The organism is Variovorax sp. 20P10.2.4 (assembly GCF_058244205.1).
The window spans coordinates 1-24,564 of the sequence record NZ_JBZAYE010000043.1 but is presented as its reverse complement, the minus strand read 5'-3'; the positions used below and the strand labels follow the sequence as shown (position 1 = coordinate 24,564).

Sequence of the window (24,564 nt, the reverse complement as noted above, 5' to 3'; positions counted from 1 at the left end):
ATCGCGCTGTGGGCGCTGCTGTCGTGGCTCGACGTCGTGAACTCCGCGCTGCTGGTCTCGCCGCAGAAGGTGCTCGCGACCGCCGCCGACCAGATCGTCAGCGGCCGCCTGTGGCGCGCGCTCAGTGCCAGCCTCGCGCGCGAGGCCACGGGCTTCCTGATCGGCACCGCCTCGGGCCTGGTGCTCGGCGCGCTGCTGGGCCTGTGGCCGCTGTTCAACCGCATCGTCGGCCCGAGCTTCAACACCTTCAAGCAGATCTCGCTGTTCGCGTGGATTCCGCTGATCTCGGTCTGGTTCGGCCTCGGCGACGTGGCCAAGGTGGTGTTCCTCTCGCTGGCCGCGCTGGTGCCGGTGGTGGTCAACACCTGCGACGGCATCCGCACCGTGCCGCCCGCGCTGCTCGAGGTGGCGCGCGTCTACGGCTTCACGCGCTGGCAGACGCTCGCGCAGGTGGTGCTGCCGGCCGCGCTGCCCGCCATCTTCACGGGCGTGTACCTCGCGCTCATCTATTCCTGGCTCGCGACCATCGGCGCCGAATACCTGCTGGTGGCCGGCAAGGGCATCGGCAACACGCTGATCGAGGGCAGCGAGCATTTCCAGATGGACCTGGTGATCTTCGGCATGTTCGTGATCGGCCTCGTCGGCTGGCTGATGAATGCCTCGGCGCGCGCGCTCGAACGCCGGCTGGCGCGCTGGACCGGCCGGGCCTGACACCTCTTCTTCTCCGCACCATGAGCACCTCCACCGCATCGAACGAACTCGACATCCGCGGCCTCGGCAAGCGCTACGCGCAGGCGCAGGCGCGCGGCGGCGAACTGCAGGTGCTCGAGAACATCGACCTGCACGTGCCGCCGGGCAGCTTCACCAGCATCGTGGGTGCGAGCGGCTGCGGCAAGTCGACGCTGCTGCGGCTGGTCCTCGGGCTCGACGACCAGTACGAGGGAAAGATCCTGCTCGGCGGCCAGCCGATCGCGGGCACCGGCCGCGAGCGCGGCATCGTGTTCCAGGACCACCGGCTGTTCCCGTGGCTCACGGTCGAGCAGAACATCGCGGTGGGCCTGCGCAACGCGCCGCTCGGCGCGAAGCAGAAGGCCGAGCTGGTGGCCGAGCACGTGGCGCTGGTCGGCCTTGGCGGGTTCGAGAAATCGTGGCCGCACCAGATCTCGGGCGGCATGGCGCAGCGCGTGGCCATCGCGCGCGGCCTGGTCAACCGGCCGCGCGTGTTGCTGCTCGACGAGCCCTTCGGCGCGCTCGATGCCCTCACGCGCGCGCGGCTGCAGAACGAGCTGCAACGCATCTGGCAGAAGGAGCGCATCACCATGCTGCTGGTGACGCACGACGTGGAGGAGGCCGTGTTCCTCGGCGACCGCGTGGTGGTGATGCAGCCCTCGCCGGGGCGCATCCGCCGCACCGTGGCGGTGGATTTGCCGCATCCGCGCAACCGCAGCGATCCGGCGTTCATCCGGTTGCGCGACGACGTGCTGAGCGACTTCGTCGATGCGGGGATCGACGAGCGCCGCGCGCCACCGCGCGACGACGAACCCGGCGAGGCACGGCCCTCGCGCTTGCAGCTCGCGTGGTGAGCGTGGCTCGCCGCCATCGACGCGATCAGCGCCCCCGCTGCCGGATGTACGCCTGCGGCGTCATGCCGATCTGTTTGCAGAACATCGCGATGAAGGCCGAGGGCGAGCCGTAGCCCAGCTCGATCGCGACGTCCTTCACCGCGCGCCCCGCCTCCAGCAGGGCGATCCCGCGGATCACCTTGAGGCGTTGGCGCCACTCGCTGAACGGCATCTGCAGGTCGCGCTCGCAGCGCCGCGCCAGCGTGCGCTCGGTCGAATGCACCGTGGCGGCCCATTCGGCGAGCGAGCGGCCATCCCAGGGTTGCGCCTGCAAGGCCTCGAGCACGCGGCCCAGCTGGGGGTCGTCCGACATCGGCAGGTAGCTGTCGTGGCCGGGCGCGATGGCCAGCTCATCGCGCAGGACCTCGAACAGGCGCTGCTCGGCCGGGTTGCGCGGCACCTCGATGGAACGGTTGCGCAGGCTGTCGAGCACCGCCTGCGTCAGCGGGCTGATGACCATGGTGCAGGCCCGCTTCGGCAGCACGTCGCACAAGGCCTCGGCCAGGTAGACCGTGGCGTAGCTGGCCGCGTGGCGGTTGCTCGACAGGTGCTCGACGCGCGGCGGAATCCACACGCCGTACTGCGGCGGCGCCAGGAAGACCCGGCCGCTCATCCCGACCTCGATCACGCCCGAGATCGCATGCACGAACTGCCCTTCCTCGTGGCTGTCGCGCGGCGCGGTGCCGCCCGGCGCGAGGTGCACGACCTTGAAGAGCACGGGCTGCCCGTCGGCGGCGGATTTGAGGGGTCGCTTCATGTTGTCCGGCTTGCTCGATCGCTTGTCCGATTGGATGGGCTGTTTTGCAAGCCGTCACTCTAGACTGCCTTCGGCCCCGCAACCATTGCCTACCTCGAAGGAGACACCGCCCATGAATGCACGACCCGACGACCGGCTTCCATCGGACCAACAGGTCGAGGAATTTTCGCGCGATGGCGCCATCGTGCTGCGCGGCGTCCTGCGACCGGCCGAGGTCGAGCTGCTGCGCCAGGGCATCGATGCCAACCTCGCCGCGCCGAGCGTGCGCGCGAAGGTGGCGAGCCGGCCCGATGATCCGGGCTTCTTCATCGAGGACTTCTGCAACTGGCAGGAGATCCCGGCGTACTGGGACGTGATCTCGCGCTCGGCATTGCCGGCCGCCGCGGCCAGGCTCACGAGGAGCACGCAGGTGCGGCTCTATCACGACCACATGCTCACCAAGGAATCGGGCACGCGCCAGCGCACGCCCTGGCACCAGGACCAGCCCTACTACAACGTCGAGGGCAGCCAGAACGTCAGCTTCTGGATTCCGGTCGATCCGGTGTCGCGTGCCTCGACGCTGGAGCTCGTCGCCGAATCGCACAAGGGGCCGTGGCTCATGCCGCGCACCTTCATGACCAACGAGGCCCGGTGGTTCCCCGAGGGCGCGCTGGCCGACCTGCCCGACATCGAGGCCGACCGCGCGGCCCACGACATCCTCGGCTGGGCCGTGGAACCCGGCGACGCCATCGCCTTCAACATGCTCACGCTGCACGCCTCGGCCGGGCTCGAGCCCGGCCGGCGGCGGCGGGTGTTCTCGGTGCGCATGCTGGGCGACGACATGCGGCATGCACCGCGGCGCTGGAAGACCTCGCCGGATTTCCCGGGGCTGGCCGAGCAGCTGCCGGCGGGCGCGCCGATGGCGCATCCGCTGTTTCCGGTGCTGTGGCCGCCGGCTTCCAGCTAGCCGGGCGGCATCCCGCCCGGCCGACGCTCAGGGATTGAAGCTGTCCCCGAGCACCACGCCTTCGCGCCTCGGATCGGTCCCGCCCGCCAGCACCGGCATCCCGTTGCGCTGAACCCGCATGACGGTGTTGACGCCGCTGGCCTGCGCGCTGGTGGAGATCTTGTGCTTCAGCGCGATCAGGCCCTGAATCAGCGGATCGTTGGCACCGCCATTGGACGTGTCGATGTTCGGATGCTCGCCGCCCAGCGTGGTCGTCGCGCTGTTGCTGGCGCCGAAATCCACCAGGTTCGAAGCCTGCTGTGCATCGAGTCCCCAATCCAGCGCGCCCACCAGCGTCTTGACGACGTACTGCGGGATGGTGCCGCCACCGGGCGAGCCCGTTGCCATCACGAAGTCGCCCTTCGAGCCATCGGGCGCCATGCCGAAGACCAGCGTCGGTGCCATCGAGCTGCGCGGCCGCTTGCCGGGCGCCACCCGGTTCGCGATCGGATCGCCGTTGCCGTCGGTCGGCGCGGCGGAGAAGTCCGTCAGCTGGTTGTTGAGCAGGAAGCCGTCGGTCATGTGGAACGAGCCCATGCTCGACTCCACGGTGGTCGTCGCCGTGAGCGCATTCCCTTCCCCGTCCACGATCGTGAACTGGTTGGTGCCGTGCTCGACCAGGTTGTCGACGCCCAGCGGGATCGGCCCGAGGTTGCCCGCGACCGCGGTTCCCATGCTGGCGCCGAAATTGATCAGGCCCGCGCGGCTCGTCAGATAGGGCTTGTTGAGCAGCGTGTCCCAGGTGCCGCCGGGCAGCGGCACGAAGTCCGTATCCGCGACGTACTTGTCGCGGTCGGCATAGGCCAGGCGCTCCGCCTCGCTGACCAGGTGCACGCCCATCACCGTGGGCTTGCCGCCTTCCAGGTCGAGCGTTGCCGGCTTGTAGAGGGAGAGATTGAAGTTCTCCAGGATCCCCATGGCCGATGCCACGGTGATGCCGCCCGAAGTCGGGGGCGGCGCGCCGCAGATCCAGTAGGCACGGTAGGTCGTGCACACGGGCTCGCGGCGCTTCACCTGGTAGCCGGCCAGGTCGGCGAGCGTGGTCTTTCCCGGCGTCATCACGTCGCCATTGGCGTCGACGGACGTGGCGATCTTGGCCACGATGTCCTGGCCGATCTGGCCCGTGTAGATGGCATCAGCGCCGTTGTTCGCCATGGCCGTCAGCGAGCGCGCATAGGCCGGGTTTTTCAGCAGGGTTCCCAGGGCCTTCGGCGTGCCGTCGTCGTTGAAGAAGTAGGCCTTGGCCTCGGCATCGCGCTTCAGGCTGGTGGCGTTGGAGGAAATGGCGTCGGCCAGGCGGCCGCCGATCTTGAAGCCGTTGGTGGCCAGCGCGATGCCGTCGCCGAAGAGGTCCTTCCAGGCGAGCTTTCCGTGGTCCTTCTGCACGGCCTCGATCAGCCGCGGCACGCCGATGGTGCCGATCGAGCGGCCGCTAGCGCGGGCACTGGGCTTGGGCGTGGTCTTGTCGGTCGTGTCGTCGATGTAGCGCAGGTAGTTCTGCGTCGCGGCCGCGGGTGCCGACTCGCGGCCGTCGTAGGCCACGACCTTCTTCGTCGCCGCATCGTAGTAGACGATGAAGCCACCCGATCCCAGGCCGGTCGCCTCGGGAACCGTGAGCCCGAGCACGGCCTGCACCGCCACCGCGGCGTCCGCCGCCGTGCCGCCCTTCTGAAGGACCGCGCAACCCGCGGCGCTGGCCAGCGCATTGGACGTCGACACCATGAACTTCTTGGCATAGACCGTCTTCAATCCGGTCCGGTATCCCGAGGCGGCCTCGGGCAGCGATGGATCACCGGGGAGATTGGACCCGACCACGACGCCCGCGCCATCGCTGGTCAACGCCTGGCAACTCGTGTCGGCCGCAGGGGGCGCAGGAGGAGGTGCGGCCGAATTGCCGCCACTCCCCGCGGAAGGCAGGAATGCGAAACCACCACCGCCGCCTCCCCCACCGCATGCGACGAGAACGGTGGCGGCGACGAGAGATGGAACCAGTGCGGAGAGAACGAGTCTTTTCTTCATGTTGTGATTTATCGAGGGATGAGTGATTCAATTCGTCGCGACACACTCTCGCCTGCACATTGCATGCCAATTCAATTCAGGCGAAAGCGTTAATTGCGCACCGACATTGTGCGCAACGATCCCTCATTCACAGCCCATGCAAATCCCGATCTCCCATTGATGTAAAGAATTGAATTTCTAATTCACAGCTAATAGATATTTGATAGACGCGATGCAATGGATCGATGGCGAACGCGGACTCTCTCGAAGGCAGAGTGACGGCATGCGTCATGTGCAGGGCCATCAAGACCGCGTCGAACTTCTCGCGCGCGACCCCGCAGTTCGAGTCGTCGACAGCGGGGCTCCGATGGAGCACCCGCTGTTTCCGAGATCGTGGCCGGCTACATCCGGTCGGGATCCGCCGCCAGCAAGCCCCGCACCTCCTCCGGCCGCGGTATCGGCGCCACCGCCCCGAAGCCCGTGGTCGTGAGCGCCGCCGCCGCATTGGCATAGCGCACCGCCTGCGCGATCGCGTCGCCCGCGGCCAGCCGCGCGAGCAGCGAGCCCGCGAAACAGTCGCCAGCGCCGGTGGCATCGACCGCCCGCACCGCATGGCCGGCGATGCGCTCGCGCGACGACGGCGTGGCGAGCACCGCGCCGGCCTTGCCGAGCTTCAGCACCACGGTGCGCGCGCCGGCCTCGAAGCACCAGTCGAGGATGGCGTCTTCGCCGTCGAGGCCGGTGAACTGCTGCGCATCCTCGATGCTCGGCAGGAACAGGTCCGACAAGCCCACGGTCTCGCGGATCACGGCGCGGGCGCGCGCCAGCGGCCAGAGCTTGAGCCGCAGGTTGGCGTCGTAGCTGACCTGCACGCCCTTGGCGCGCGCGATGGCGATGGCCTCGAACACGGTGTCGCAGGCGCTCGCGCTGAGCGCCTGGCTGATGCCCGACACATGGAGGAAACGCGCGCCCTCGATGGTGTCGCGCGGCAGCCCGGCCGGCACCATGCGGCTGGCGGCGCTGCCGGCGCGCAGGTAGCTGAAGGCATGGCCGTCGCCGTCGTGCGTGACGAAGTACACCGCGGTCGGCGCCTGCGCGTCGCGCGCCACGCCGTCGGTGGCCACGCCCTCGGCGCGCCACAGGGCCATCAGCGCGTCGCCCCAGGTGTCGCTGCCCACGCGCGTGAGGTAGGCGGTGCGCGCGCCCTGCCGGGCGGCGGCGATGATGGCGTTCGAGGTATCGCCGCCGAAACCTTGCAGGTAGTTGGGCTCGCCGGGGCGGACCTGGTTGAACTCCACCATCGGCTCGCCGAGCGCGACGATCTGCGCTGCGCCGGTGGCTTCAGATGCGGCCATATTTCGCCAGACCCTTGCGCAGCGAGCGCTCGGCCACGATCAGCTTGGCCTGCTCGAGCTCGCGCTGGTCGATCTCCTGCGCCATCGCGAGCACGGCCTCGGCATGGGCGAGCGGCACGATCACCACGCCGTCGATGTCGGCCACCACGATGTCGCCCGGGTGCACCATCACGCCGCCGATCATGGTCGGCACGCCCGAGCTCAGGGTCTTGTGGCGGCCCAGCGTGGTGCCCGGCGAGACGCTGCGCGCGAACACCGGGAAGTCGTAGTCGCGGCGGATCTCGGCGATGTCGCGCACGCCGCCGTCGAGCAGCGCGCCCGCATGGCGGTTGGCGAAGGCGCCCGCTGTCATCAGGCCGCCCCACACGGCGACGTCGCTCTCGCCGCCGATACCGATGCAGATCACGCTGCCCTCGGGCGCCTCGTCGATCAGGTCGAGCGCATGCTGCGGCGGCACGAACTCGTCGGTCGGCACCTCGATCACGGTGGCGGCCGGGCCGACCACGCGCTTGTCGTTGATGCGCGGCTTGATCTCGTGGTCGAGGTAGCCGCGCTTGCCGGTGACCTTGTCGACGGCATCGGCGACCGAGGCGGTGGCGACCTTCTCGAAGGCGGCGATCAGTTGCTGGGTGTCCATGGATCTCTCTCCTTGTGTATGTGCAATGGGCTGGAAGACGGGAAACGGCGGGCAGGCTCCCGCCCGCCCTCCTCGCGGAGGGCGGCGAAAAAAACGAATCGGGGGTTCAGGCGCTCACTGCGCGGCCTTGGCGATCTCCTCGCGCGCCTGCTTCATCAGCGCGGCACCGATCTGCTCGGTGAACTTCTCGTGCACGGGCTTGACCTTCTCGCGCATGCGGTTGGCCTCGGCGGCCGGCAGGTCGACCACCTGCAGGCCATGCTTCTTCATCTGGTCGACCAGCTTGCGCGTTTCCTCGCGGTTGATCTGGCGCTGGTAGGTGCCGGCATCGACCGCCGCCTTGCGCACCAGCTCGCGGTCGGCCTCGGACAGCTTGTCGAACCACTTCCTGCTCGCCAGCACGATGTAGGGCGTGTAGCTGTGGGCGCTCAGGGTCAGGTACTTCTGCACCTCGTAGAACTTGCCTGACTCGATCAGGCCCAGGCCGTTCTCCTGCGCGTCGACCGACTTGGTCTCGAGCGCGCCGTAGAGCTCGGTGTAGGGCAGCGGCAGCGGGTTGGCGCCCAGCGCCTTGAAGGTCTCGATGTAGACCGGGTTCGGGATCACGCGGATCTTCAGGCCCGCGATGTCCTCGAGCTTGTTGACCGGGCGGCGCGAATTGGTGAGATGGCGAAAGCCGTTCTCCCAGTAGGCCAGCCCCACCAGGCCGTGGGCTTCGAGCTTCTGGAACAGCGACTGGCCGACCGGGCCGTCGAGCAGCGAGTCGGCCTCCTTGAAGCTGGAGACCAGGAACGGCAGGTCGAGCAGCGCGTATTCCTTGACCACGCCGACCAGGCCCGAGGTCGGGCCCACCATCAGCTCCTGCACGCCGCCCTGCAGCGCCGACTGCATCTGCGCGTCGGTGCCGAGCTTGCCGCTGCCGTAGGTGTTGACGTTGACGCGGCCGCCGGTGCGCGTCTTCACCAGTTCGGAAAAGCGCTTGGCCGCGAGGCCCTGCGAGTTGTCGTCGCTGGCGCCGTAGCCGAACTTGCCGGCCTGCGCATGGGCCAGGCCGAGCGCCGCGGTGGCCGCGAGCGCGACGATGATCTTCTTGAGCATGCTTGTTGTCTCCTTGTTGGATGAATGAACGGTGTCAGCGGAACCAGGTGGCGGGCACGAGGACCAGCGCGGGGAACAGGATCAGCAGCAGCAGCACGACGAGCTGCGCCGCCATGAAGGGCATGACGCCGCGGATCGCGTCGTCCATGCGGATGCGCGCCACGCCGGCCACCACGTTGAGCACCGTGCCCACGGGCGGCGTCACCATGCCGATGGCGTTGTTGATGATGAACAGCACGCCGAAGTAGATCGGGTCGATGCCGGCCTCCTTGATGATCGGCATCAGCACCGGCGTGAGGATCAGGATGGTGGGCGTGAAGTCGAGCGCGGTGCCCACCAGCACGACCACCGCCATCAGCACCAGCATCAACAGCGTCTTGTGCTCGATGAAGGGCTGCGCCAGCGCGACGATCTGGTCGGGGATGTTGGCCACCGTGATGAGCCAGGCCGACACCAGCGAGGCCGCCACCAGGAACATGATGATGGCCGAGGTCATGGCCGCGCTCAGCAGCGCGCGGTAGAGGTCGCGCAGCGACAGCGCGCGGTAGACCACGGTGCTCACGAACAGCGCGTAGGCCGCGGCCACCACGCCAGCCTCGGTGGGCGTGAACACGCCGAGCTTGAGACCGAAGATGATGATCACCGGCAGCCCCAGCGCCCACAGGCTGCGCAGCACGGCCACGCCGATCTCGGGCAGGCTGCGGCGCGGCGCCGGCTGCACCGTGCCGCGGCGCGAGAGCCACCACCAGGTGACGATCAGCGAGGCGCCCATCATCAGGCCCGGCACGATGCCGGCCATGAACAGCTTGGTGATCGACAGGCCCGCGGCCACGCCGAACACCACGAAGCCGATCGAGGGCGGGATCACCGGCGCGATGATGCCGGCCGCGGCGATCAGCCCGCTCGAGCGGCCCACGTCGTAGCCGGCATTGCGCATCATCGGGATCAGCAGCACCGCCACCGCCGCGGTGTCGGCGATGGCCGAGCCCGAGACGCTGGCCAGCACCAGCGCCGTGAGCACCGCCACGTAGCCCAGGCCGCCGCGGATGTGGCCGATGACGGCCATCGCGGCATCGACGATGCGCCGCGACAGGCCGCCGAGGTTCATGATCTCGCCGGCCAGCAGGAAGAATGGCACCGACATCAGCAGGTAGTTGTCGGCGCCGTCGACCAGCTTCTGCGCCAGGATCTGCACGTCGAAGCTGTTCATCTGCAGCATCAGCGCGACGCCGCAGACCATGAGGGCGAACGCGATCGGCATGCCCAGCGTCATGGCGCCGAGCAGCGATGCGATGAAGGTGAAGACGGTCATGGGATGGCCTCTGTCCTTGCGCTCAGTCGGCGGCGCGGTCTTCGCTCTCGCGCACCGTCACCAGTTGCGCGTCGCTGAGGTCGCCGCGCAGCGCCTGCCAGAGGTTGGCCAGCAGGGTGATGCCCATCAGCACCGCGGCCACCAGCCCGACCGAATAGACCGCCGCCACCGGGATGCCCGAGACCGGCGCGTGGTTGTCTAGGTTGACGCGGGTCTGCTCCCAGCAGCCGAGCCACAGCATCACGATGCAGCCCAGCATCAGCAGGTGGCTCAGGACGAAGAAGGCCAGCTTGCCCGCATGCGGCAGCCGGCTGACCACCGTGTCCATGCCCAGGTGCGTGCCCTGGCGCAGCGCGACGATCGAGCCGATGAAGGTCAGCCAGACGAACAGCATGCGCGACACCTCCTCGGTGAAGGTGATGCCGGTGTCGAAGACATAGCGCAGCACCACGTTGGCGAACACCATCAGCGACATCACGGCCAGGCCGCCCACGAGCGCGTGCTCGAACCACCGGTAGAGCCGGTCCATTGCTGCATTCATCTTGTCTCCTGTTCTGTGGCAACAAATATATCAGATGCCAGATATGGAACTCCAGAGATCAGATCCGGTATTTCCCGAGGGCCGCTCCTGTTAGGATCGCGCATGGCCCCGCCCCGTCAATCCGCCCTCTCCGTCAAGGTCGAGCGGCCCAAATCGCTCACCGAACTCGCGATCGACCAGATCCGCGCCGCCATCGTCAGGGGCGAGCTGGGCTTCGGGGAGGCGTTGTCGGAGTCGGTGCTGGCGGCCACGCTGGGCATCAGCAAGACGCCGGTGCGCGAGGCGCTGCTGCACCTCAAGATGGAAGGGCTGGTCGAGGTCCATCCGCAGCGCGGGACCTTCGTCTTCCAGCTCGGCGAGGCCGAGGTCGCGAACATCTGCCGCTTCCGCTCGATGATCGAATGCGAGGCCCTGGCCGACGGCATGGAGCACCGGCCCGAGGCGCTGATCCAGGCGCTCGAGAAATGCCTGGACGACATGGCCGCCGCCTTCTCGAAGCAGCAGCACGACGAGTTCCCGCGCCTGGACACCGAGTTCCACAACGCCATCATCGAGAGCTGCGCCAACGGCTACATCCAGTCCGCCTACACGCTGGTGGCGGCGCAGCTCACCGCCCTGCGCTACCGGCTGCCGGCCGAGAACAGCCAGGTGACGCACTGCCAGGACAACCACCGCGTGGTGGTCGACGCGATCCGCGCCAACGACGCGGCGCGCGCGCAGGCGATCCTGCGCGAGCACATCCAGAGCACGGAGCAGGCCTATCTGATCGCCTGCCGCAACATGGTGGCGCCGGCGCGCGGCGATCGCGCGGCCGTCTAGGGCCTGCAAGCAACGGGCGGGGTCATGGCGACATGGCCCACTCCGAATCACCGAAGTTGGTCCAACGGGACGGGAGGTAGTGGCTGCACACTGCCTGCGCCTCTTCATCGACTTCATCCCTCATGACCGCCACCCCGATCAGTTTCCGCCCCGTCGAATCCGACGCAGACCTTCTCGCCTGCTACCCCATCGTGCGGCAACTGCGCCCGCATCTCGCGAGCCCCGAGGCCTTCCAGCAGGCCGTGGCCGAGCAGCGCCGCGAGGGCTACCGCATGCTCGCGGCCTGGCAGCACGATGCGCCCTGCGGCTTCGCGGGTTACCGCTTCCAGCGCAACCTGATCCACGGGCGCTTCCTCTATGTCGACGACCTCGTGACCACGCAGGACGAGCGCAGCAGCGGCGTGGGCAGCGCGCTGCTCGGCGCGCTGAAGACGCTGGCGCGCGAAGCCGGGTGCACGCGCCTCACGCTCGATACCGGCATGGACAACGCGCTGGCGCAGCGCTTCTACTTCCGCAATGGCCTGCTCGCGCGCGGGATGCATTTCGGATTCGATCTGCGCTAGCTGTCAGCCGATCGCGTACGCCATCCTTGCCCATGGGCTGACGATCGCGACACACCGGAGCTCTATACCGGGACCTGTTCCTGGTTCAACGAAGGAGAGTTCCGGATGTCACAGACGAACAAGGCCACCCTCGAGAAGGCCAACGCGGCCATCGTCGAGGGCGACTACGAAGGTTTTTTGAGCGCCTGCACCGACGACACGAAGTGGACCTTCGTGGGCGAACAGACGCTCGACGGCAAGGAAGCCGTTCGCCAGTGGATGGCCCAGACGTACAAGGAGCCGCCGAAGTTCGACGTGCATCGGCTGGTCGCCGAGGGCGACATCGTGGCGGCCATCGGCGAGATCACGCTGAAGGACGAGGCCGGCAAGGCGACCCATCACAGCTACTGCGATGTCTGGCGCTTTCGCGACGGGAAGCTGGCCGAGCTGCATGCCTTCGTGGTCGAGACGGGAAGCACCGTATGAGCTCCGCCGTTCGACATCGCCGCATCCAGGTCGGCAACGTCGACACCTTCTACCGCGAAGCCGGCCCGCCCGATGCGCCGGTCGTGCTGCTGCCGCATGGCTACCCGTGCTCGTCCTACGAGTTCCGCAACCTGATGCCGCGGCTGGCGGACCGCTGGCGCCTCGTCGCGCCCGACTATCCGGGCGCGGGCTACAGCGCCACGCCCGAGGACTTCGACTACAGCTTCGACGGCTATGCGAAATTCCTCGACCGCTTCGTGAAGACGCTGGGCCTGTCGCGCTTCGCGCTCTACCTGCACGACTTCGGCTCGCCGATCGGCGCGCGGCTGGCCATCATGGCGCCCGAGCGCATCGTGGCGCAGATCATCCAGAACGGCGACGTCCCCTACGAGGATGCGCTGGGCCCGAAGTACGCGGAGATCGAGGAGACCTGGACCTTGCCCGAACCCGAGATGCGCGCCCAATTGGCGAAGGCCATCAACGAGGAGACCTTCAAGGAGGAGTTCCTCAATGCACTGGACGACGAGCGCGCCGACCGGATTCCGCCGGACCTGTGGAAGCTGCATTGGTCGCTGGTCACGCCGAAACGCAAGGAGGTTGCGATCGACCTGATCGCGGGCCTCAAGCAGAACCGCGCCTGGTTTCCGGCGCATCGCCAGTACCTCGCGACCCACGAGCCGCCGACGCTGATCGTCTGGGGGCCGCACGATCACTACATGCCCGAGAAGTCGGCGCGCGCCTATCTGCGCGACCTGCCGCAGGCCGAGCTGCATCTGCTCGATGGCGGCCATTGGCTGCTCGAGACGCACCTCGAGGAGGTGTCGGGCCTGATGCGCGACTTCCTCGGCAGGGTGCACGCTTGAGCCGGATCAGGCGCTGGCGTGGAGCACCCTGAAGCGATCGGGCTTCGAGGGATCGCGCTCGACGACCTGGACCGGCGGCCAGGCCCATTGCAGTACATCGATGCCCGGCACGCGCGAGAACCGGAGCGGGCCGCGGCTGCTTTCGAATGTCCTTTGAACCCACGCTTCGGCAATGCCTTCGCGCCGCGCACCGTGCGATCGCATTGCTTCGGCGAGCACGGTGATCGTGTCGTAGCCCTCGAAGGCGACGAACGAAGGCGCCACGCCCAGTCGCTCGCGCCATGCCGCTTCGATGCGCATGGCTGAAGAACCAAGGTGCTCGGGCAGGTAGCGAAGGAACGGAATCGCCGCGCCATTCACGCCCAGCGCCGCCATCCATTCGGCGAATTCGGGCTGCCCGGCCGGCGCGCCGATTCGCATGCCCGAGAGTCGCGGATCATGGCGCACGGCCTTGACGATGGGCACGGCCGGCTCGGGATGGCCGGCCAGTATCAGGACGGCCGTCGCGCGCTGCTCGAACAACTGGTCGCACAGTGCCGCGGGCGACAGCGCTCGCGCGTCGAGTTCGATCAACACGCCGCCGCGCGCGGCCAGGTGCTCGCGCAGGATGGCCGTGCCCGCCGCCCAATAGACGCTGGCATCGGCCGCGACCGCGATGCGGCGATGGCCTTCGCCGAGCAGGAAGTCCGCATAGATCCGCCAGCCGTGCGACTGCGCCGGCGCCAGCCGCGCCACCCAGGGCGTCGGCTGTTCGCACAGCGCATCGAGCACCGCCGACGCGCAGAGGAACGGCAGGCCGAGCGCATGCGCGCGTGCGGCGGCAGCGCGGGCGACCACGCTGTGGTACTCGCCCGCCAGCGCCACCACGCCGAGACGGGCCAGTTCGTCCACCGCAGCTACGGCCTTGTTCGGATCGGCCGCCGTATCCCTCACCACCAATCGAAGCGGCCTGCCCGCGATCCCGCCTGCCTCATTGATCTCGCGGGCAGCCAATTCCATGCCCGCCAGCAGATGCTCGCCCGCCTCGACCCAGCCCGGCCGGCTCAGCGGCGCGAGCGCGCCGATCTCGATCGGGGAAGAACTCATCAGCCGATCAGGCAAAGCGCTTGGCGCCCGCCACGCAGAACACCACGACCACGGTCGAGGCGATCATGGTCCAGGCCACCGGCTCGCCGAGCAGCATCCCGGCCAGCAGCAGGCCGAAGAAGGGCTGCAGCAACTGCAGCTGGCCCACGCCCGCGATGCCGCCGAGGGCCAGGCCGCGGTACCAGAAGACGAAGCCGATCATCATGCTGAAGACCGACACGTAGGCGAGGCCGGCCCATGCCGGCGCGCCGATGCGGTCCCAGGCATGCGGCAGGGTCAACAGCGCGATGGCTGCCATGAGCGGCAGCGACAGCAGCAGCGCCCAGCAGATCACCTGCCAGCCGCCGAGGCGGCGCGAGAGCGTGGCGCCTTCGGCATAGCCGAGTCCGCACACCACGATGGCCGCGATCATCAGCAGGTCGCCCTGCAGGCTGCCGCCGCGGCTGCCGTGCAGCGCGAAGCCGGCCACCACCGCGGCGCCGACGATCGAGAACAGCCAGAAGGCGGGCCTGGGCCGCTCGCCGCCGCGCAGCACGCCGAAGATCGCGGTCGACAGCGGCAGCAAGCCGACGAAGACCACCGAATGCGCGGCATCGATGTGCTGAAGCGCGAGCGCGGTCAGCAGCGGAAAGCCGACCACGACGCCGATCGCCACCAGGGTCAGCGGCACGAGGTCGGCCCGCTTGGGCCGCGCCTCGCGCAGCGCGAACAGGAACACCGCGCCCAGCAAGGCGGCGATCACCGCGCGCGCCCCCGTCAGGAACAACGGCGAGAAATCGGCCACGGCCACGCGCGTGGCGGGCAGCGAGCCGCTGAAGATGAGCACGCCCAGCAGGCCGCTGCCCCAGCCGGCCGAATGTCGTCGAGAGCCTTCGCTTGTCATCCCCTCAGCGTATCGGCCCGGTGCGGGAGAAGGAAGGCACAGAGGCATACAATTTCGCCAAACTGTATGGCTCGGTGCGGCCACACAGTCACCCGGGAAGGCGACGAGGATGAGCGGTGTGAAGGCAACGATGCGGACCGATGCGCTGATGGAGGCGGTGCGCGCCAAGATCGCGAACCGCGCCCTGGTGGAAGGCGATCGCCTGCCCTCGGTGCGCAGCTTCGCCGAGACCATGGGCGTCTCGCCCTCGACCGTGGTCGAGGCCTACGACCGCCTCGAGGCCGAGGGCGTGATCCGCGCGCGGCGTGGCTCGGGCTTCTACGTGACCGGCGCCAACCTGCCGCCGATGGCACTGGCCGAGATGGGTGCGCCGCGCGAGCGCGACGTCGATCCCTTCTGGGTCTCGCGCCAGTCGCTGGATGCCGATGGCTCCTTCCTCATGCCGGGCTGCGGCTGGCTGCCGGCCGACTGGATGCCGCACGCGGCCTTGCGCAAGGGCCTGCGCGCGCTGAGCCGCGCCGACGATGCGCTGCTGGCCGACTACGGCAGCACGCGTGGCGCGCTCGCGCTGCGCCGCCTGCTGCTGGCGCGCCTGGCCGACGAGGGCATCGCCGCGACGCCCGAGCAGCTGCTGCTGACCACCTCGGGCACGCAGGCCATCGACCTGATCTGCCGCCTGCTGCTGCGGCCCGGCGACACGGTCCTGGTCGACGATCCCTGCTACTTCAACTTCCAGGCGCTGCTGCGCGCGCACCAGGCCAGGATCGTCGGCGTGCCGTTCACGCCCACCGGTCCCGACGTCGCGGCCTTCACGCAGGCGCTGGCGCAGAACCCGCGGCTCTACATCACCAACTCGGCGCTGCACAACCCCACCGGCGCCACCATCTCGCCGCAGACCGCGCACCGCGTGCTCGGCGCGGCTGCGGCTCAGGGCATGACGATCGTCGAGGACGAGGTCTTCGCCGACTTCGAGCCCTCGCCCTCGCCGCGGCTGGCGGTGCTCGACGGCCTGCAGCGCGTGATCCGCATCGGCAGCTTCTCCAAGACGCTCTCGGCCTCCGTGCGCTGCGGCTACATCGCCGCGCGCCGCGACTGGATCGACGGGCTGGTCGACCTGCAGGTGGCGACCCAGTTCGGCGGCCCGAGCCCGGTGGCCACCGAGCTGATCGCCGGCGTGCTGGCCGGCGGCAGCTACCGCAAGCACATGGACGAGGTGCGCCAGCGCCTCACGCGCGCGCGCAAGGACGCCACCGAGCGCCTGGCCGCGCTGGGGATCGAGCCCTGGCTCGCGCCGCGCGGCGGCTTCTACCTCTGGTGCCGGCTGCCCGACGGGCTCGACTCCGCGGTGCTGGCGCGGCGCTGCATGGAACAGAAGGTCGTGCTCGCACCTGGCAATGTCTTCAGCGTCTCGCAGACGGCGGGCTCGTTCGCGCGCTTCAATGTCGCGCAGCTCGGCGACCGGCGCGTGTTCGGCCTCCTCAAGGAGGCCATGAAGGACAGCATGCCGCCGCGCAGCACGACGGCCAGGCGCAAGCAAAGCGCGGCCCTGTGAAAATCGACCACTCCCTCGCCCCACCCGATCTCCAGCCGCCCGTGCCGTCCACCGAACTCCAGGGATTCATCCTCACCCGGCGCTGGCGCGATGCGCCCGGCGGCACAGAGATCGAGTTCTGGCTCGCCACCGACGAGGGCCCGCGCAAGGTGCTGCTCAACGCCCAGACCTCGGTCGCCTTCGTGGCGGCGAAGCACAGGCAGGCGGTGGAGTCGCACGCCGCGGAGCTGCCGGGCCTGCAGCTGCGCGAACTCGCGCTCAAGACCTTCGGCCAGGAGCCGGTCGTCGGCGTCTACGTCACGCATTTCCGCCAGCTCAAGCGGCTGGTGCGGCTGCTCGAGGCGAAGAGTATTCCACTGCTCGAGGCCGACATCCGGCCGCACGACCGCTATCTGATGGAGCGCTTCATCACGGCGGGCACGCTGGTGGAAGGCGGCCGGCCCGACGGCGCTGCCATCGTCGATCCGCGGCTCAAGCCCGCGCCCGCCTACCGGCCACGGCTCAAGGTGGTGTCGCTCGACATCGAGACCAGCCAGCACGAGGAGCTCTACTCGATCGCGCTCGACGGCACCGGCGAGCGCGTGGTCTACATGCTGGGCGAGGCGCCCGCGCAGGCGGCGAGCGAGCCGCTGGGCTTCTCGCTCGTCTACTGCGCGAGCCGCAAGGCGATGATCGAGCGCCTCAACGACTGGTTCGAACACAACGATCCCGACGTCATCGTCGGCTGGAGCGTGATCCAGTTCGACCTGCGCGTGCTGCAGAAGACGGCCGACACCGCCGGCGTGCCGCTGCTGCCGGGCCGCGAACGCCGGCCCTTCGAATGGCGCACGCATCCGGGCAAGCAGGGCTACCTGTTCGCGACCACCGCGGGCCGCGTGATCATCGACGGCATCGAGGCGCTGCGCTCCGGGATGTGGAGCTTTCCGTCCTTCAGCCTCGAGTCGGTGTCGCAGGCCTTGCTCGGCGAAGGCAAGGCCATCGGCGACGAGTACGACAAGATGGCCGAGATCGAGCGCCGCTACCAGCAGGACAAGCCGGCGCTCGCCACCTACAACATCCGCGACTGCGAGCTGGTGCTGCGCATCTTCGAGAAGACGAAGCTGCTGAGCTTCGTGCTGGAGCGCGCCCAGACCACGGGCCTGCAGGCCGACCACTTCGGCGGCTCCATCGCCGCGTTCAGCCACCACTACCTGCCGCGCATGCACCGGCTGGGCTACGTGGCGCCCAACGTCGGCGAGATCCTCAGCAAGGCCTACCCGGGCGGCTACGTGATGGACTCCAAGCCCGGCTTCTACGACTCGGTCGTGGTGCTCGACTACAAGAGCCTCTATCCATCGATCATCCGCACCTTCCTCGTCGATCCCGTGGGCCTGGTGGAAGGCACGCGCGCGCAAGACCCGGCCGCCGGCGTGAAGGGCCCGAACGGCACCCTGTTCTCGCGCGACAGGCACTGCCTGCCCGAGATCGTCAGCACCTTCTGGCATGCGCGCGACGAGGCCAAGCGCGCGAAGAACGAGCCGCTGTCGCAGGCGCTGAAGCTGCTCATGAACTCCTTCGCGGGCGTGCTGGGCGCGTCGGACTGCCGCTTCTTCAACCCCGACCTGGTGTCCGCCATCACGCTGCGCGGCCACGAGATGATGCGGCTCACGCGCGACTTCGTGGAGGAGCGCGGCTACGAGGTCATCTACGGCGACACCGACTCCATCTTCATCTGGCTCAAGCGCGCGCATTCCAGCGAGGACGCGCACGCCATCGCCGCGGCGCTCACCACCGAGATCAATGCCTGGTGGACCCGCACCCTGCACGACGGGCAAGGACTGCGCAACTTCCTCGAGATCGAGTTCGACACCCACTACAAGAAGTTCTTCATGCCCACCATCCGCGGCTCGGAGATCGGCAGCAAGAAGCGCTATGCGGGCCTGAGCGTGGATGCGAAGGGCCAGGAGGAGATGGTCTATCGCGGCCTCGAGATGGCGCGCAGCGACTGGACCCCGCTGGCGCGCCAGTTCCAGGAAGGGCTGCTGTCGCGCATCTTCCACGACGAGCCCTACCGCGACTTCGTCACCGACTACACGCGCGCGATGCTGGCAGGCGCCAAGGACGAGCTGCTGATCTACCGCAAGCGCCTGCGCCATCGGCTCGATGACTACCAGGTCAACGTGCCGCCGCAGGTGCGCGCGGCGCGCATCGCCGACGCGTTCAACGACCGGGCCCGGCGGCCGCGCCAGTACCAGAACGGCGGCTGGATCCAGTACGTGATGACGCGCAACGGGCCCGAGCCGCTGGAAGCGCGCCAGTCGCGCATCGACTACGAGCACTACCTCGCGAAGCAGCTGCGGCCGATCGCGGATGCGATCCTGCTGCCGATGGGCGACAGCTTCTCGGCGCTGACCTCGTCGCAGTCGCGCCTGTTCGAGGAGTAAAGATCAGATGCGGCCGAAGTCGCCGCCGCGCCCCAGTCCCGACGCAAAGCGGCCCGCGCCATCGGCACCTTCCTGGTGATGCGCCTCCACGCCGTTGGCCCACTCCACGCGCATCGCATCGCGCAGCGGCAGCCCATGGCTTTCGTGGACCGTGCGGCGATCGGCCCGCACGGCGGCCTGCGGAAAGCGCGCGATCTCCCTGGCCATCGCCTCGGCCGCCTGCCGCGCCTCGCCATGCGGCACCAGTTGCTCGCACATGCCGATGCGCAGCGCCTCCTCGGCCGGCACCTTGCGGCCGGTCAGGATGATCTCCATCGCGCGACCCTGCCCCACCAGCCGCGGCAGGCGCACCGCGCCGCCATCGAGCAGGGGGATGCCCCAGCGGCGGCAATAGACGCCGAAGTAGGCGCTCTCGGCCATCACGCGGATGTCGCACCACAGCGCGAGCTCCATGCCGCCCGCCACCGCGGGGCCTTCCACCGCCGCGATCACGGGCTTCGACAGCTCCAGCCGCGTCGGCCCCAGCGGTCCCCGCGGCGCCGCGTTGGCGCCCATCGGAAACGCCAGGCCGCGCACGATGTCCTGGTCGAAGCGCTCGCGGTCCGCCAGCGTGCTCGCGTACTTGAGGTCCCACCCGGCGCAGAAGGCGCCGCCCTCGCCCCACAGCACCGCGACGCGCGCCTGCGGATCGCGGTCGAAGGCCTGCAGCTGCTCGACCAGCGCGTCGGCGCTGTCGGGGTCCATCGCGTTGCGCGCTTCGTCGAAGCGGCTGTGGATCACGGTCCACACCGCACCATCCTTCTCGGTTCTCACGGTCATTGGCGTCTCCTGTTGAAGTGCTTACTATCGTGAAGACACGCGCATCGCGCTGTCGTTGCAACGACATCCATGAAGCCCGCCCCACCGCCCACCTCCCTGCTCGACCGCACCGCCTGGTTCGCCACGCTGGAACCGGCGCAGCAGGCGCTGGTGCGCGCCACGCTGGTCGAAAAAGAGGCCGCGATCGGCGAATGCGTGGCCCGGGTGGGCGAGGCCGCCGCGCACTGGATCGGCGTGGACAGCGGCTTCCTGCAGATGTCGGTGACCGCCGCCGATGGCAGCGAGACCACGCTGCATTTCCTGCGCGAGGGCGAGTGGGGTGGCGAAGGCTCGATGCTCAAGCGCGAGCAGCGGCGCTACGACGTGATCGCGGTGCGCGCGAGCCGCGTCTGCCTGCTGCCCGCACCCACCTTCGAGCTGCTGCTCGCGCAGAGCGTGCCGTTCAACAACTTCCTGCTCAACAACCTCAACCAGCGCATGGGCACGGTCACGGCCTTGCTCGAAGCCTCGCGCATGCTGGCGCCCGACATGCGCGTCGCGCGCTGCCTGTCGCTGCTGGCCCAGGGCGACGACGGCGACGCGCTGGCCCTGCCGCAGCACCAGCTCGCCAACCTGTGCGGGCTGTCGCGCCAGCGGACCAACATGGCGCTGCGCGCGCTGAGGGCCGACGGGCTGGTGCAGCTCGACGGACCGAGGATCAGGATCGTGGACTTCGCCGGATTGGCGAGCCATGGCGCGAAGGCCGGCGGACGAAGGAAAAGCGGGCGTGCCGCCTAGCCATCCGCCGCGCCACGCACCCGGTCACGCCGAAGCGCCGAGCCCGCACAAGGCCTGCACGACCGCCGTGCGCGCCTGGCCGAAGACCATGCCCTGCCAATCGGCATCGTCGACGTAGAAGCAGGCCTTCAGTTCCTGCCCGGCCTCGGCCTTGAGCCTCGGCGCGACGGGCGGCTCGGCCCGCCAGCAGAAATGGTCGGCGCGCAGCGCATCGATCATCCGCAGCAGCGGCACGGTGCCGAACTCGAGCGCGATCGTGGTGCCCACTGCATGGGGGCATTCCTCCGCGAGGATCGTCACCATCGGGCCGCTGATCTCGTACATCACCGAGTCGTCGCGCTCGGTCGAGATGACATCGGCGCCCCACCAGGTCCGGGCCCGGTCGATCTCGCCGCGCCTGCCGATGAACACCTTCTCGCAGTGGCCCCGCGGGCCGAGCCCGGTGTGCAGGTCGATCCAGCCCACCTGCTTCGCCGCGGCGCCCTCCTGCCGAAGAACCTGCCGGATCGTCCTGTTGCTCCAGGTCGCGCGGCTGCCGCCGTAGAACATTCCCGTGGGCGAGTCGTACTGGCCCTGGAACACGGACTGCCCATAAGCCTCGACGCCGTGCGCGCCGATCCAGGCATCGAGCCGTGCGGCTTCTTCGGGACCCGGAGGCCATGCGGGCGGAAGCAGCAGGGGCTCCAGCTCGGCATAGCCGTGGTTCGGCGAACGCGCCCCCTCGAAGCGCACGAAATTGCGGTTCACGTCCACGTTGTCTTCGTTGACGCGGCGCAGGTGCGAGAAGCCGAAAGGATTGACCGCGTGCACGAACAGCAGGCCGACCCCCATGCGCTCGGCCGTGGCCAGCAGCGGTTCGTCCACGAGCATCGCCGACTGGCAACCCGAGCCGCAGAAGCCCTCGACGCCGTGGATCGCGGAGGTCAGCACCAGCAGCCTGTCGGCCTGCGGATCGCCGAATCGCACGACATCCATCGCGAGCTCCTCGCCCTGCGCGCCGCGCACGCCGTCGATCGCATGCGAGGTCACGGCGAGCCCCGCCGCGCCCGCGCTGGCGAGAAAGCGCTCGCGCGCCGCGGCATAGCTCGCCGCGAAATGGCTCGTGGGTTTCACTTGAAGCTCCCCACCGGCATCGCGCCGCGAACGCGTGGCGGCGCTTCCTTCGGGCTCTCCGCATCGAGGTCCTCGCCGGTGCGGTCCACGAGCCAGGGCATGACGAGGGTCGAGACCACGGTCACGACCACCAGGTACCAGGCGGGCGCCAGCTTGTCGGCGGTCTCGTGCACCAGCCAGGTCAGCACGAAGGGCGAGAAGCCGCTGAAGACCGCGACCACCACGCTGTAGACGGTCGAGAGCCCGCTGGCGCGCACATGCTTCGGGAAGATCTCGGTGAGCATCACCAGCAGCGCGGGAAACTGCGAGGTCAGGCACACGCTGAGCAGCGCGACGACCACATACAGGCGTCCCGGCGAGGGCGCGGCAAGCAGCCAGTGGAAGCACGGGAACACCAGCAGCAGCAACACCACGCGCGACCAGAAGATCACGGGCTTGCGCCGCAGCCAGTCGGCCAGCAGGCCCGACAGCGGCGCGACGAGCAGGTTCACGATGCCGAACACCACGCCGGCCCAGATACCGACCTGCACCGGCAGCCCGAGCTCCCGGGCCGCGTAGGTCGGCATGTAGAACGCGACCACGTAGATGCCGACCGTGCACGCGAGGAACAGCAGGCTGGCCTGGATCAGTTCCTTCCAGTGATTGCGCAGCAGCAGGCCGATCTTGCCGCCCGATTCTTCGGAGGCCGCTGGCTTCGGCGCGTCGACATGGGTCTCGTGCAGGCGCGTGCGGATGTACATGCCCACCGGCGCGATCAGGATGCCGAGCACGAAGGGCAGCCGCCAGCCCCAGCTCTCGAGATCGGCCGGCGCCAGCACCGAGATCACGGTGCTCGAGACGAGCGCGCCGAACATCACGCCCAGGCCCTGGCTCGCGACCTGCCAACTGGCCATGAAGGCGCGCTCGTTGCGGCCCGCGTACTCGACCAGCATGGCCGTCGATGCCCCGACCTCGCCGCCCGCCGAGAAGCCCTGGATCAGCCGCGCCAGCACGATGATCGCCGGCGCCGCCAGCCCGATCTGCGCGGGCGTCGGTGCCGCCGCGATCATGGCGCAGCCCAGTGCCATGAGACCGATGGTCAGACCCATCGCCTTCTTGCGGCCATGGCGGTCGGCATAGGCACCGATCACCACGCCGCCCAGCGGCCGCGCGAGGAAACCGACGCCGAAGCTCGCCACCGCCAGCAGCAGCTGCGCGTAGGGACTCAGGGAGGGGAAGAAGATCCGGCCGATGATGCTCGTCATGAAGCCGTAGACGGTGAAGTCGTAGAACTCCAGCGCGTTGCCGACCGTGATCGCCGTCACCGCCTTGCGCTTCGATAGCGGTGGCGCGACGCCACTTGTCTGGGTACCCATCGTTGTCTCCTGGCCTTGCCTTTTGTTGCGATGGCGGATGCTAGGAGCAGCGATCCGCGGCCGGAAGACAAGCACTCGTCAGCGGTGATAGGCGTTGCCTTTCATCGCCGCTTCATGGCGCAGGCAATCGAGGAAGTTCTGCGCCGCCGGGCTCAGCACCGATCCGGGCCGCGAGATCACGCTGACGTCGAGTGCCGCGAGCGGGTCGCACAAGGGCACCTTGACCAGGCCGTAATGCGGAAACTCCTCGCGGGTCATCGTGTCGACGAACACCCCGACCAGGTCGCTCGCGCCCACGAGCTTCAGGCCGATCGCCGTCGAGGTGCAGCGCACCACCTGCGTCGGTGGCGCGATGCGCTTGTGCGCGAACAGCTGGCGCACCAGCGCGGGCGCGCTCTCGTCGTCGTAGGGCAGCAGCCACTCCCATTCGGCGAAGCGGTCCGTGTTCGCCGCGTCGAGGATCGGATGGCCCGCTCGCGCCACCGCCACCATGGCGGTGCGGTACAGGCGCTTGACCTCCCAGTCGGCCAGCGAGCCGGGCAGCATGTGCGCGACCATGAAGTCCACCGTGCCGTCGAGGATGCGCGGCAGCGTGTGGGGGATCGAGGCCTCGTTGAAGCGGACCTCGACATGCGGGAAGCGCGCGCGGAACGCCGCGAAGGCCTTCGGCAGGATCTCGAAGGCGACGGCGGTGGAGATCGCGATCGAGATCAGGCCCGAGCTGCCGTCGCGGATCTCCTCGATCTCCGCCACCGCGCGCTCCATCTCGCGCTGGATCACGCTGGCCCGGCGCACCAGCGAGCGGCCATACACCGTGAGCTCGACACCGGCCGTGCCGCGCTGCAACAGAGGTGCATCGACCGACAGCTCCAGCTCGCGCATCGCCTGGGTCACGGCCGGCTGCGACATGCCGAGCGCGCGCGCCGCGGCCCGGATGCTCCCATGCTCGGCGACGCTGAGGAACGAGCGGAGTTGACTCAGTTTCATGGCGGTCGGGCTCGATGGATCGGGGTTTTGCAGTGTACGTACGGCGGTCGCGACGGGATCGTTGCCTACCCGCTCGCGCGCCGGGAACCGACTGCAACGGGTCGCGCGAAGTCCAGAGTCGATGCTCTACAACAAGGAGCAGCCATGGCCCAGTACGGCATCAATTCACCGGTCGACGTCATCGAAGGGCCACGCGGCGAAAGCGGCGTTTCCTGGGGCGCGATCTTCGCGGGCGCCGCGGGCGCGGCCTCGCTGTCGCTGGTCCTGCTGCTGCTCGGCACGGGCCTCGGGATGTCCGCGGTGAGCCCCTGGGCCAGCCGCGGCGCGAGCGCGGGCGCGATCGGCATCGCGACCATCCTCTGGCTCAGCTTCACGCAGCTCGCCGCCTCGGGGCTGGGCGGTTACCTGGCGGGCCGGCTGCGCACCAAGTGGGCCGGCATCCATACCGACGAGGTCTACTTCCGCGACACGGCCCACGGCTTTCTCGCCTGGGCCGTCGCGACGCTGCTCACGGCCGCGCTGTTGAGCTCCGCCGTGGGCTCGGTGCTCGGCGC

General features: G+C 68.9%; 23 protein-coding genes and 1 pseudogene. 11 read left to right on the top strand and 13 right to left on the bottom strand.

The window, feature by feature from the left end; genetic code table 11:
* Positions 1 to 711, top strand: a 711-nt coding sequence (locus tag AC27VN_RS06895) for an ABC transporter permease (RefSeq protein ID WP_490876073.1), incomplete at its 5' end; no start/stop codon positions are given.
* A gap of 20 nt (positions 712 to 731) precedes the next feature.
* Positions 732 to 1,583: an ABC transporter ATP-binding protein gene (locus tag AC27VN_RS06890; RefSeq protein WP_490876072.1), complete on the top strand. Its 852-nt coding sequence runs from the start codon at positions 732 to 734 to the stop codon at positions 1,581 to 1,583.
* 25 nt (positions 1,584 to 1,608) lie between these two features.
* Here the strand turns inward: AC27VN_RS06890 and AC27VN_RS06885 are convergent, their stop codons facing one another.
* Positions 1,609 to 2,379 (bottom strand): AraC family transcriptional regulator, encoded by a 771-nt coding sequence (locus AC27VN_RS06885; RefSeq protein ID WP_490876071.1) that lies wholly within the window; start codon positions 2,377 to 2,379, stop codon positions 1,609 to 1,611.
* Positions 2,380 to 2,491: 112 nt separating this feature from the next.
* Between AC27VN_RS06885 and AC27VN_RS06880 the strand changes: the two genes are divergently transcribed.
* Positions 2,492 to 3,325, top strand: coding sequence for a phytanoyl-CoA dioxygenase family protein (locus tag AC27VN_RS06880; RefSeq protein WP_490876070.1), 834 nt, complete (start codon positions 2,492 to 2,494; stop codon positions 3,323 to 3,325).
* Between the two features lie 27 nt (positions 3,326 to 3,352).
* Here the strand turns inward: AC27VN_RS06880 and AC27VN_RS06875 are convergent, their stop codons facing one another.
* The 6 genes from AC27VN_RS06875 to AC27VN_RS06850 all read right to left on the bottom strand — a co-directional run bounded on the left by AC27VN_RS06875 (position 3,353) and on the right by AC27VN_RS06850 (position 10,305).
* Positions 3,353 to 5,383, bottom strand: coding sequence for a gamma-glutamyltransferase family protein (locus AC27VN_RS06875; protein ID WP_490876069.1), 2,031 nt, complete (start codon positions 5,381 to 5,383; stop codon positions 3,353 to 3,355).
* Between the two features lie 380 nt (positions 5,384 to 5,763).
* On the bottom strand, positions 5,764 to 6,717 hold the full coding sequence (locus tag AC27VN_RS06870) for a sugar kinase (RefSeq protein WP_490876068.1): 954 nt from the start codon (positions 6,715 to 6,717) through the stop codon (positions 5,764 to 5,766).
* Complete coding sequence (locus AC27VN_RS06865; RefSeq protein WP_093346731.1) at positions 6,704 to 7,354, bottom strand: RraA family protein; 651 nt, start codon at positions 7,352 to 7,354, stop codon at positions 6,704 to 6,706. Before AC27VN_RS06865 ends, AC27VN_RS06870 begins: the two co-directional genes overlap by 14 nt.
* Before the next feature lie 114 nt (positions 7,355 to 7,468).
* Positions 7,469 to 8,452 carry a TRAP transporter substrate-binding protein gene (locus AC27VN_RS06860; RefSeq protein WP_490876067.1) on the bottom strand — a complete coding sequence of 328 codons (984 nt, stop codon included), beginning with the start codon at positions 8,450 to 8,452 and terminating at the stop codon, positions 7,469 to 7,471.
* Between the two features lie 34 nt (positions 8,453 to 8,486).
* The gene (locus AC27VN_RS06855) at positions 8,487 to 9,764 is read right to left on the bottom strand and encodes a TRAP transporter large permease subunit (RefSeq protein WP_093346726.1); all 1,278 of its coding nucleotides are present in this window, start codon (positions 9,762 to 9,764) and stop codon (positions 8,487 to 8,489) included.
* Between the two features lie 22 nt (positions 9,765 to 9,786).
* Entirely contained in the window at positions 9,787 to 10,305 is a 519-nt protein-coding gene (locus tag AC27VN_RS06850) for a TRAP transporter small permease (RefSeq protein ID WP_208510795.1), read from the bottom strand.
* Positions 10,306 to 10,407: 102 nt separating this feature from the next.
* Here AC27VN_RS06850 and AC27VN_RS06845 point away from each other — a divergent pair, with 102 nt between their 5' ends.
* From AC27VN_RS06845 to AC27VN_RS06830, 4 genes are all read left to right on the top strand, one after another.
* Positions 10,408 to 11,124, top strand: coding sequence for a GntR family transcriptional regulator (locus AC27VN_RS06845; protein ID WP_177239424.1), 717 nt, complete (start codon positions 10,408 to 10,410; stop codon positions 11,122 to 11,124).
* A 122-nt stretch (positions 11,125 to 11,246) separates the two neighbouring features.
* On the top strand, positions 11,247 to 11,687 hold the full coding sequence (locus tag AC27VN_RS06840; protein ID WP_490876066.1) for a GNAT family N-acetyltransferase: 441 nt from the start codon (positions 11,247 to 11,249) through the stop codon (positions 11,685 to 11,687).
* A gap of 105 nt (positions 11,688 to 11,792) precedes the next feature.
* Positions 11,793 to 12,152, top strand: a complete 360-nt coding sequence (locus AC27VN_RS06835; protein WP_490876065.1) for a nuclear transport factor 2 family protein — start codon at positions 11,793 to 11,795, stop codon at positions 12,150 to 12,152.
* On the top strand, positions 12,149 to 13,015 hold the full coding sequence (locus tag AC27VN_RS06830; RefSeq protein WP_490876064.1) for an alpha/beta fold hydrolase: 867 nt from the start codon (positions 12,149 to 12,151) through the stop codon (positions 13,013 to 13,015). The genes AC27VN_RS06835 and AC27VN_RS06830 overlap by 4 nt, the downstream gene beginning before the upstream one ends.
* A 6-nt stretch (positions 13,016 to 13,021) precedes the next feature.
* On the opposite strand, the gene AC27VN_RS06825 is transcribed toward AC27VN_RS06830, so the two are convergent.
* Together AC27VN_RS06825 and AC27VN_RS06820 are read right to left on the bottom strand one after the other, a co-directional pair.
* The gene (locus tag AC27VN_RS06825; RefSeq protein WP_490876063.1) at positions 13,022 to 14,101 is read right to left on the bottom strand and encodes an ABC transporter substrate-binding protein; all 1,080 of its coding nucleotides are present in this window, start codon (positions 14,099 to 14,101) and stop codon (positions 13,022 to 13,024) included.
* A 7-nt stretch (positions 14,102 to 14,108) separates the two neighbouring features.
* A complete protein-coding gene (locus AC27VN_RS06820; RefSeq protein WP_490876062.1) occupies positions 14,109 to 14,984 on the bottom strand; it encodes a DMT family transporter in 876 nt (291 codons plus the stop codon).
* Positions 14,985 to 15,093: 109 nt separating this feature from the next.
* Between AC27VN_RS06820 and AC27VN_RS06815 the strand changes: the two genes are divergently transcribed.
* Positions 15,094 to 16,536, top strand: coding sequence for an aminotransferase-like domain-containing protein (locus AC27VN_RS06815; protein ID WP_490876061.1), 1,443 nt, complete (start codon positions 15,094 to 15,096; stop codon positions 16,534 to 16,536).
* 41 nt (positions 16,537 to 16,577) lie between these two features.
* Positions 16,578 to 18,959 carry a DNA polymerase II gene (locus AC27VN_RS06810; RefSeq protein WP_490876060.1) on the top strand — a complete coding sequence of 794 codons (2,382 nt, stop codon included), beginning with the start codon at positions 16,578 to 16,580 and terminating at the stop codon, positions 18,957 to 18,959.
* Positions 18,960 to 18,962: 3 nt separating this feature from the next.
* Here AC27VN_RS06810 and AC27VN_RS06805 read toward each other — a convergent pair whose 3' ends face one another.
* On the bottom strand, positions 18,963 to 19,778 hold the full coding sequence (locus tag AC27VN_RS06805) for a crotonase/enoyl-CoA hydratase family protein (RefSeq protein ID WP_209540007.1): 816 nt from the start codon (positions 19,776 to 19,778) through the stop codon (positions 18,963 to 18,965).
* Positions 19,779 to 19,847: 69 nt separating this feature from the next.
* Between AC27VN_RS06805 and AC27VN_RS06800 the strand changes: the two genes are divergently transcribed.
* Complete coding sequence (locus AC27VN_RS06800; protein ID WP_490876059.1) at positions 19,848 to 20,555, top strand: Crp/Fnr family transcriptional regulator; 708 nt, start codon at positions 19,848 to 19,850, stop codon at positions 20,553 to 20,555.
* Positions 20,556 to 20,579: 24 nt separating this feature from the next.
* Here the strand turns inward: AC27VN_RS06800 and AC27VN_RS06795 are convergent, their stop codons facing one another.
* From AC27VN_RS06795 to AC27VN_RS06785, 3 genes are all read right to left on the bottom strand, one after another.
* Positions 20,580 to 21,668 carry a M14 family metallopeptidase gene (locus AC27VN_RS06795; protein ID WP_490876058.1) on the bottom strand — a complete coding sequence of 363 codons (1,089 nt, stop codon included), beginning with the start codon at positions 21,666 to 21,668 and terminating at the stop codon, positions 20,580 to 20,582.
* Positions 21,665 to 23,023 (bottom strand): MFS transporter, encoded by a 1,359-nt coding sequence (locus AC27VN_RS06790; RefSeq protein WP_490876057.1) that lies wholly within the window; start codon positions 23,021 to 23,023, stop codon positions 21,665 to 21,667. Before AC27VN_RS06790 ends, AC27VN_RS06795 begins: the two co-directional genes overlap by 4 nt.
* 78 nt (positions 23,024 to 23,101) lie before the next feature.
* Positions 23,102 to 24,010, bottom strand: a complete 909-nt coding sequence (locus AC27VN_RS06785) for a LysR family transcriptional regulator (RefSeq protein WP_490876056.1) — start codon at positions 24,008 to 24,010, stop codon at positions 23,102 to 23,104.
* A gap of 144 nt (positions 24,011 to 24,154) precedes the next feature.
* Between AC27VN_RS06785 and AC27VN_RS06780 the strand changes: the two are divergent.
* A pseudogene (locus AC27VN_RS06780) lies at positions 24,155 to 24,564 on the top strand (hypothetical protein); the annotation flags it as partial.

What these genes read in the sequence shown, in the direction of transcription:
- AC27VN_RS06830 (WP_490876064.1), top strand. Translation starts at nt 12,149, where the DNA reads ATGAGCTCCGCCGTTCGACATCGCCGCATCCAGGTCGGCAACGTCGAC.
- AC27VN_RS06815 (WP_490876061.1), top strand. Translation starts at nt 15,094, where the DNA reads ATGAGCGGTGTGAAGGCAACGATGCGGACCGATGCGCTGATGGAGGCG.
- AC27VN_RS06885 (WP_490876071.1), bottom strand. Translation starts at nt 2,379, where the DNA reads ATGAAGCGACCCCTCAAATCCGCCGCCGACGGGCAGCCCGTGCTCTTC.
- AC27VN_RS06820 (WP_490876062.1), bottom strand. Translation starts at nt 14,984, where the DNA reads ATGACAAGCGAAGGCTCTCGACGACATTCGGCCGGCTGGGGCAGCGGC.
- AC27VN_RS06855 (WP_093346726.1), bottom strand. Translation starts at nt 9,764, where the DNA reads ATGACCGTCTTCACCTTCATCGCATCGCTGCTCGGCGCCATGACGCTG.
- AC27VN_RS06870 (WP_490876068.1), bottom strand. Translation starts at nt 6,717, where the DNA reads ATGGCCGCATCTGAAGCCACCGGCGCAGCGCAGATCGTCGCGCTCGGC.
- AC27VN_RS06865 (WP_093346731.1), bottom strand. Translation starts at nt 7,354, where the DNA reads ATGGACACCCAGCAACTGATCGCCGCCTTCGAGAAGGTCGCCACCGCC.
- AC27VN_RS06845 (WP_177239424.1), top strand. Translation starts at nt 10,408, where the DNA reads ATGGCCCCGCCCCGTCAATCCGCCCTCTCCGTCAAGGTCGAGCGGCCC.
- AC27VN_RS06800 (WP_490876059.1), top strand. Translation starts at nt 19,848, where the DNA reads ATGAAGCCCGCCCCACCGCCCACCTCCCTGCTCGACCGCACCGCCTGG.
- AC27VN_RS06805 (WP_209540007.1), bottom strand. Translation starts at nt 19,778, where the DNA reads ATGACCGTGAGAACCGAGAAGGATGGTGCGGTGTGGACCGTGATCCAC.
- AC27VN_RS06825 (WP_490876063.1), bottom strand. Translation starts at nt 14,101, where the DNA reads ATGAGTTCTTCCCCGATCGAGATCGGCGCGCTCGCGCCGCTGAGCCGG.
- AC27VN_RS06875 (WP_490876069.1), bottom strand. Translation starts at nt 5,383, where the DNA reads ATGAAGAAAAGACTCGTTCTCTCCGCACTGGTTCCATCTCTCGTCGCC.
- AC27VN_RS06880 (WP_490876070.1), top strand. Translation starts at nt 2,492, where the DNA reads ATGAATGCACGACCCGACGACCGGCTTCCATCGGACCAACAGGTCGAG.
- AC27VN_RS06890 (WP_490876072.1), top strand. Translation starts at nt 732, where the DNA reads ATGAGCACCTCCACCGCATCGAACGAACTCGACATCCGCGGCCTCGGC.
- AC27VN_RS06785 (WP_490876056.1), bottom strand. Translation starts at nt 24,010, where the DNA reads ATGAAACTGAGTCAACTCCGCTCGTTCCTCAGCGTCGCCGAGCATGGG.
- AC27VN_RS06840 (WP_490876066.1), top strand. Translation starts at nt 11,247, where the DNA reads ATGACCGCCACCCCGATCAGTTTCCGCCCCGTCGAATCCGACGCAGAC.
- AC27VN_RS06850 (WP_208510795.1), bottom strand. Translation starts at nt 10,305, where the DNA reads ATGAATGCAGCAATGGACCGGCTCTACCGGTGGTTCGAGCACGCGCTC.
- AC27VN_RS06835 (WP_490876065.1), top strand. Translation starts at nt 11,793, where the DNA reads ATGTCACAGACGAACAAGGCCACCCTCGAGAAGGCCAACGCGGCCATC.
- AC27VN_RS06790 (WP_490876057.1), bottom strand. Translation starts at nt 23,023, where the DNA reads ATGGGTACCCAGACAAGTGGCGTCGCGCCACCGCTATCGAAGCGCAAG.
- AC27VN_RS06860 (WP_490876067.1), bottom strand. Translation starts at nt 8,452, where the DNA reads ATGCTCAAGAAGATCATCGTCGCGCTCGCGGCCACCGCGGCGCTCGGC.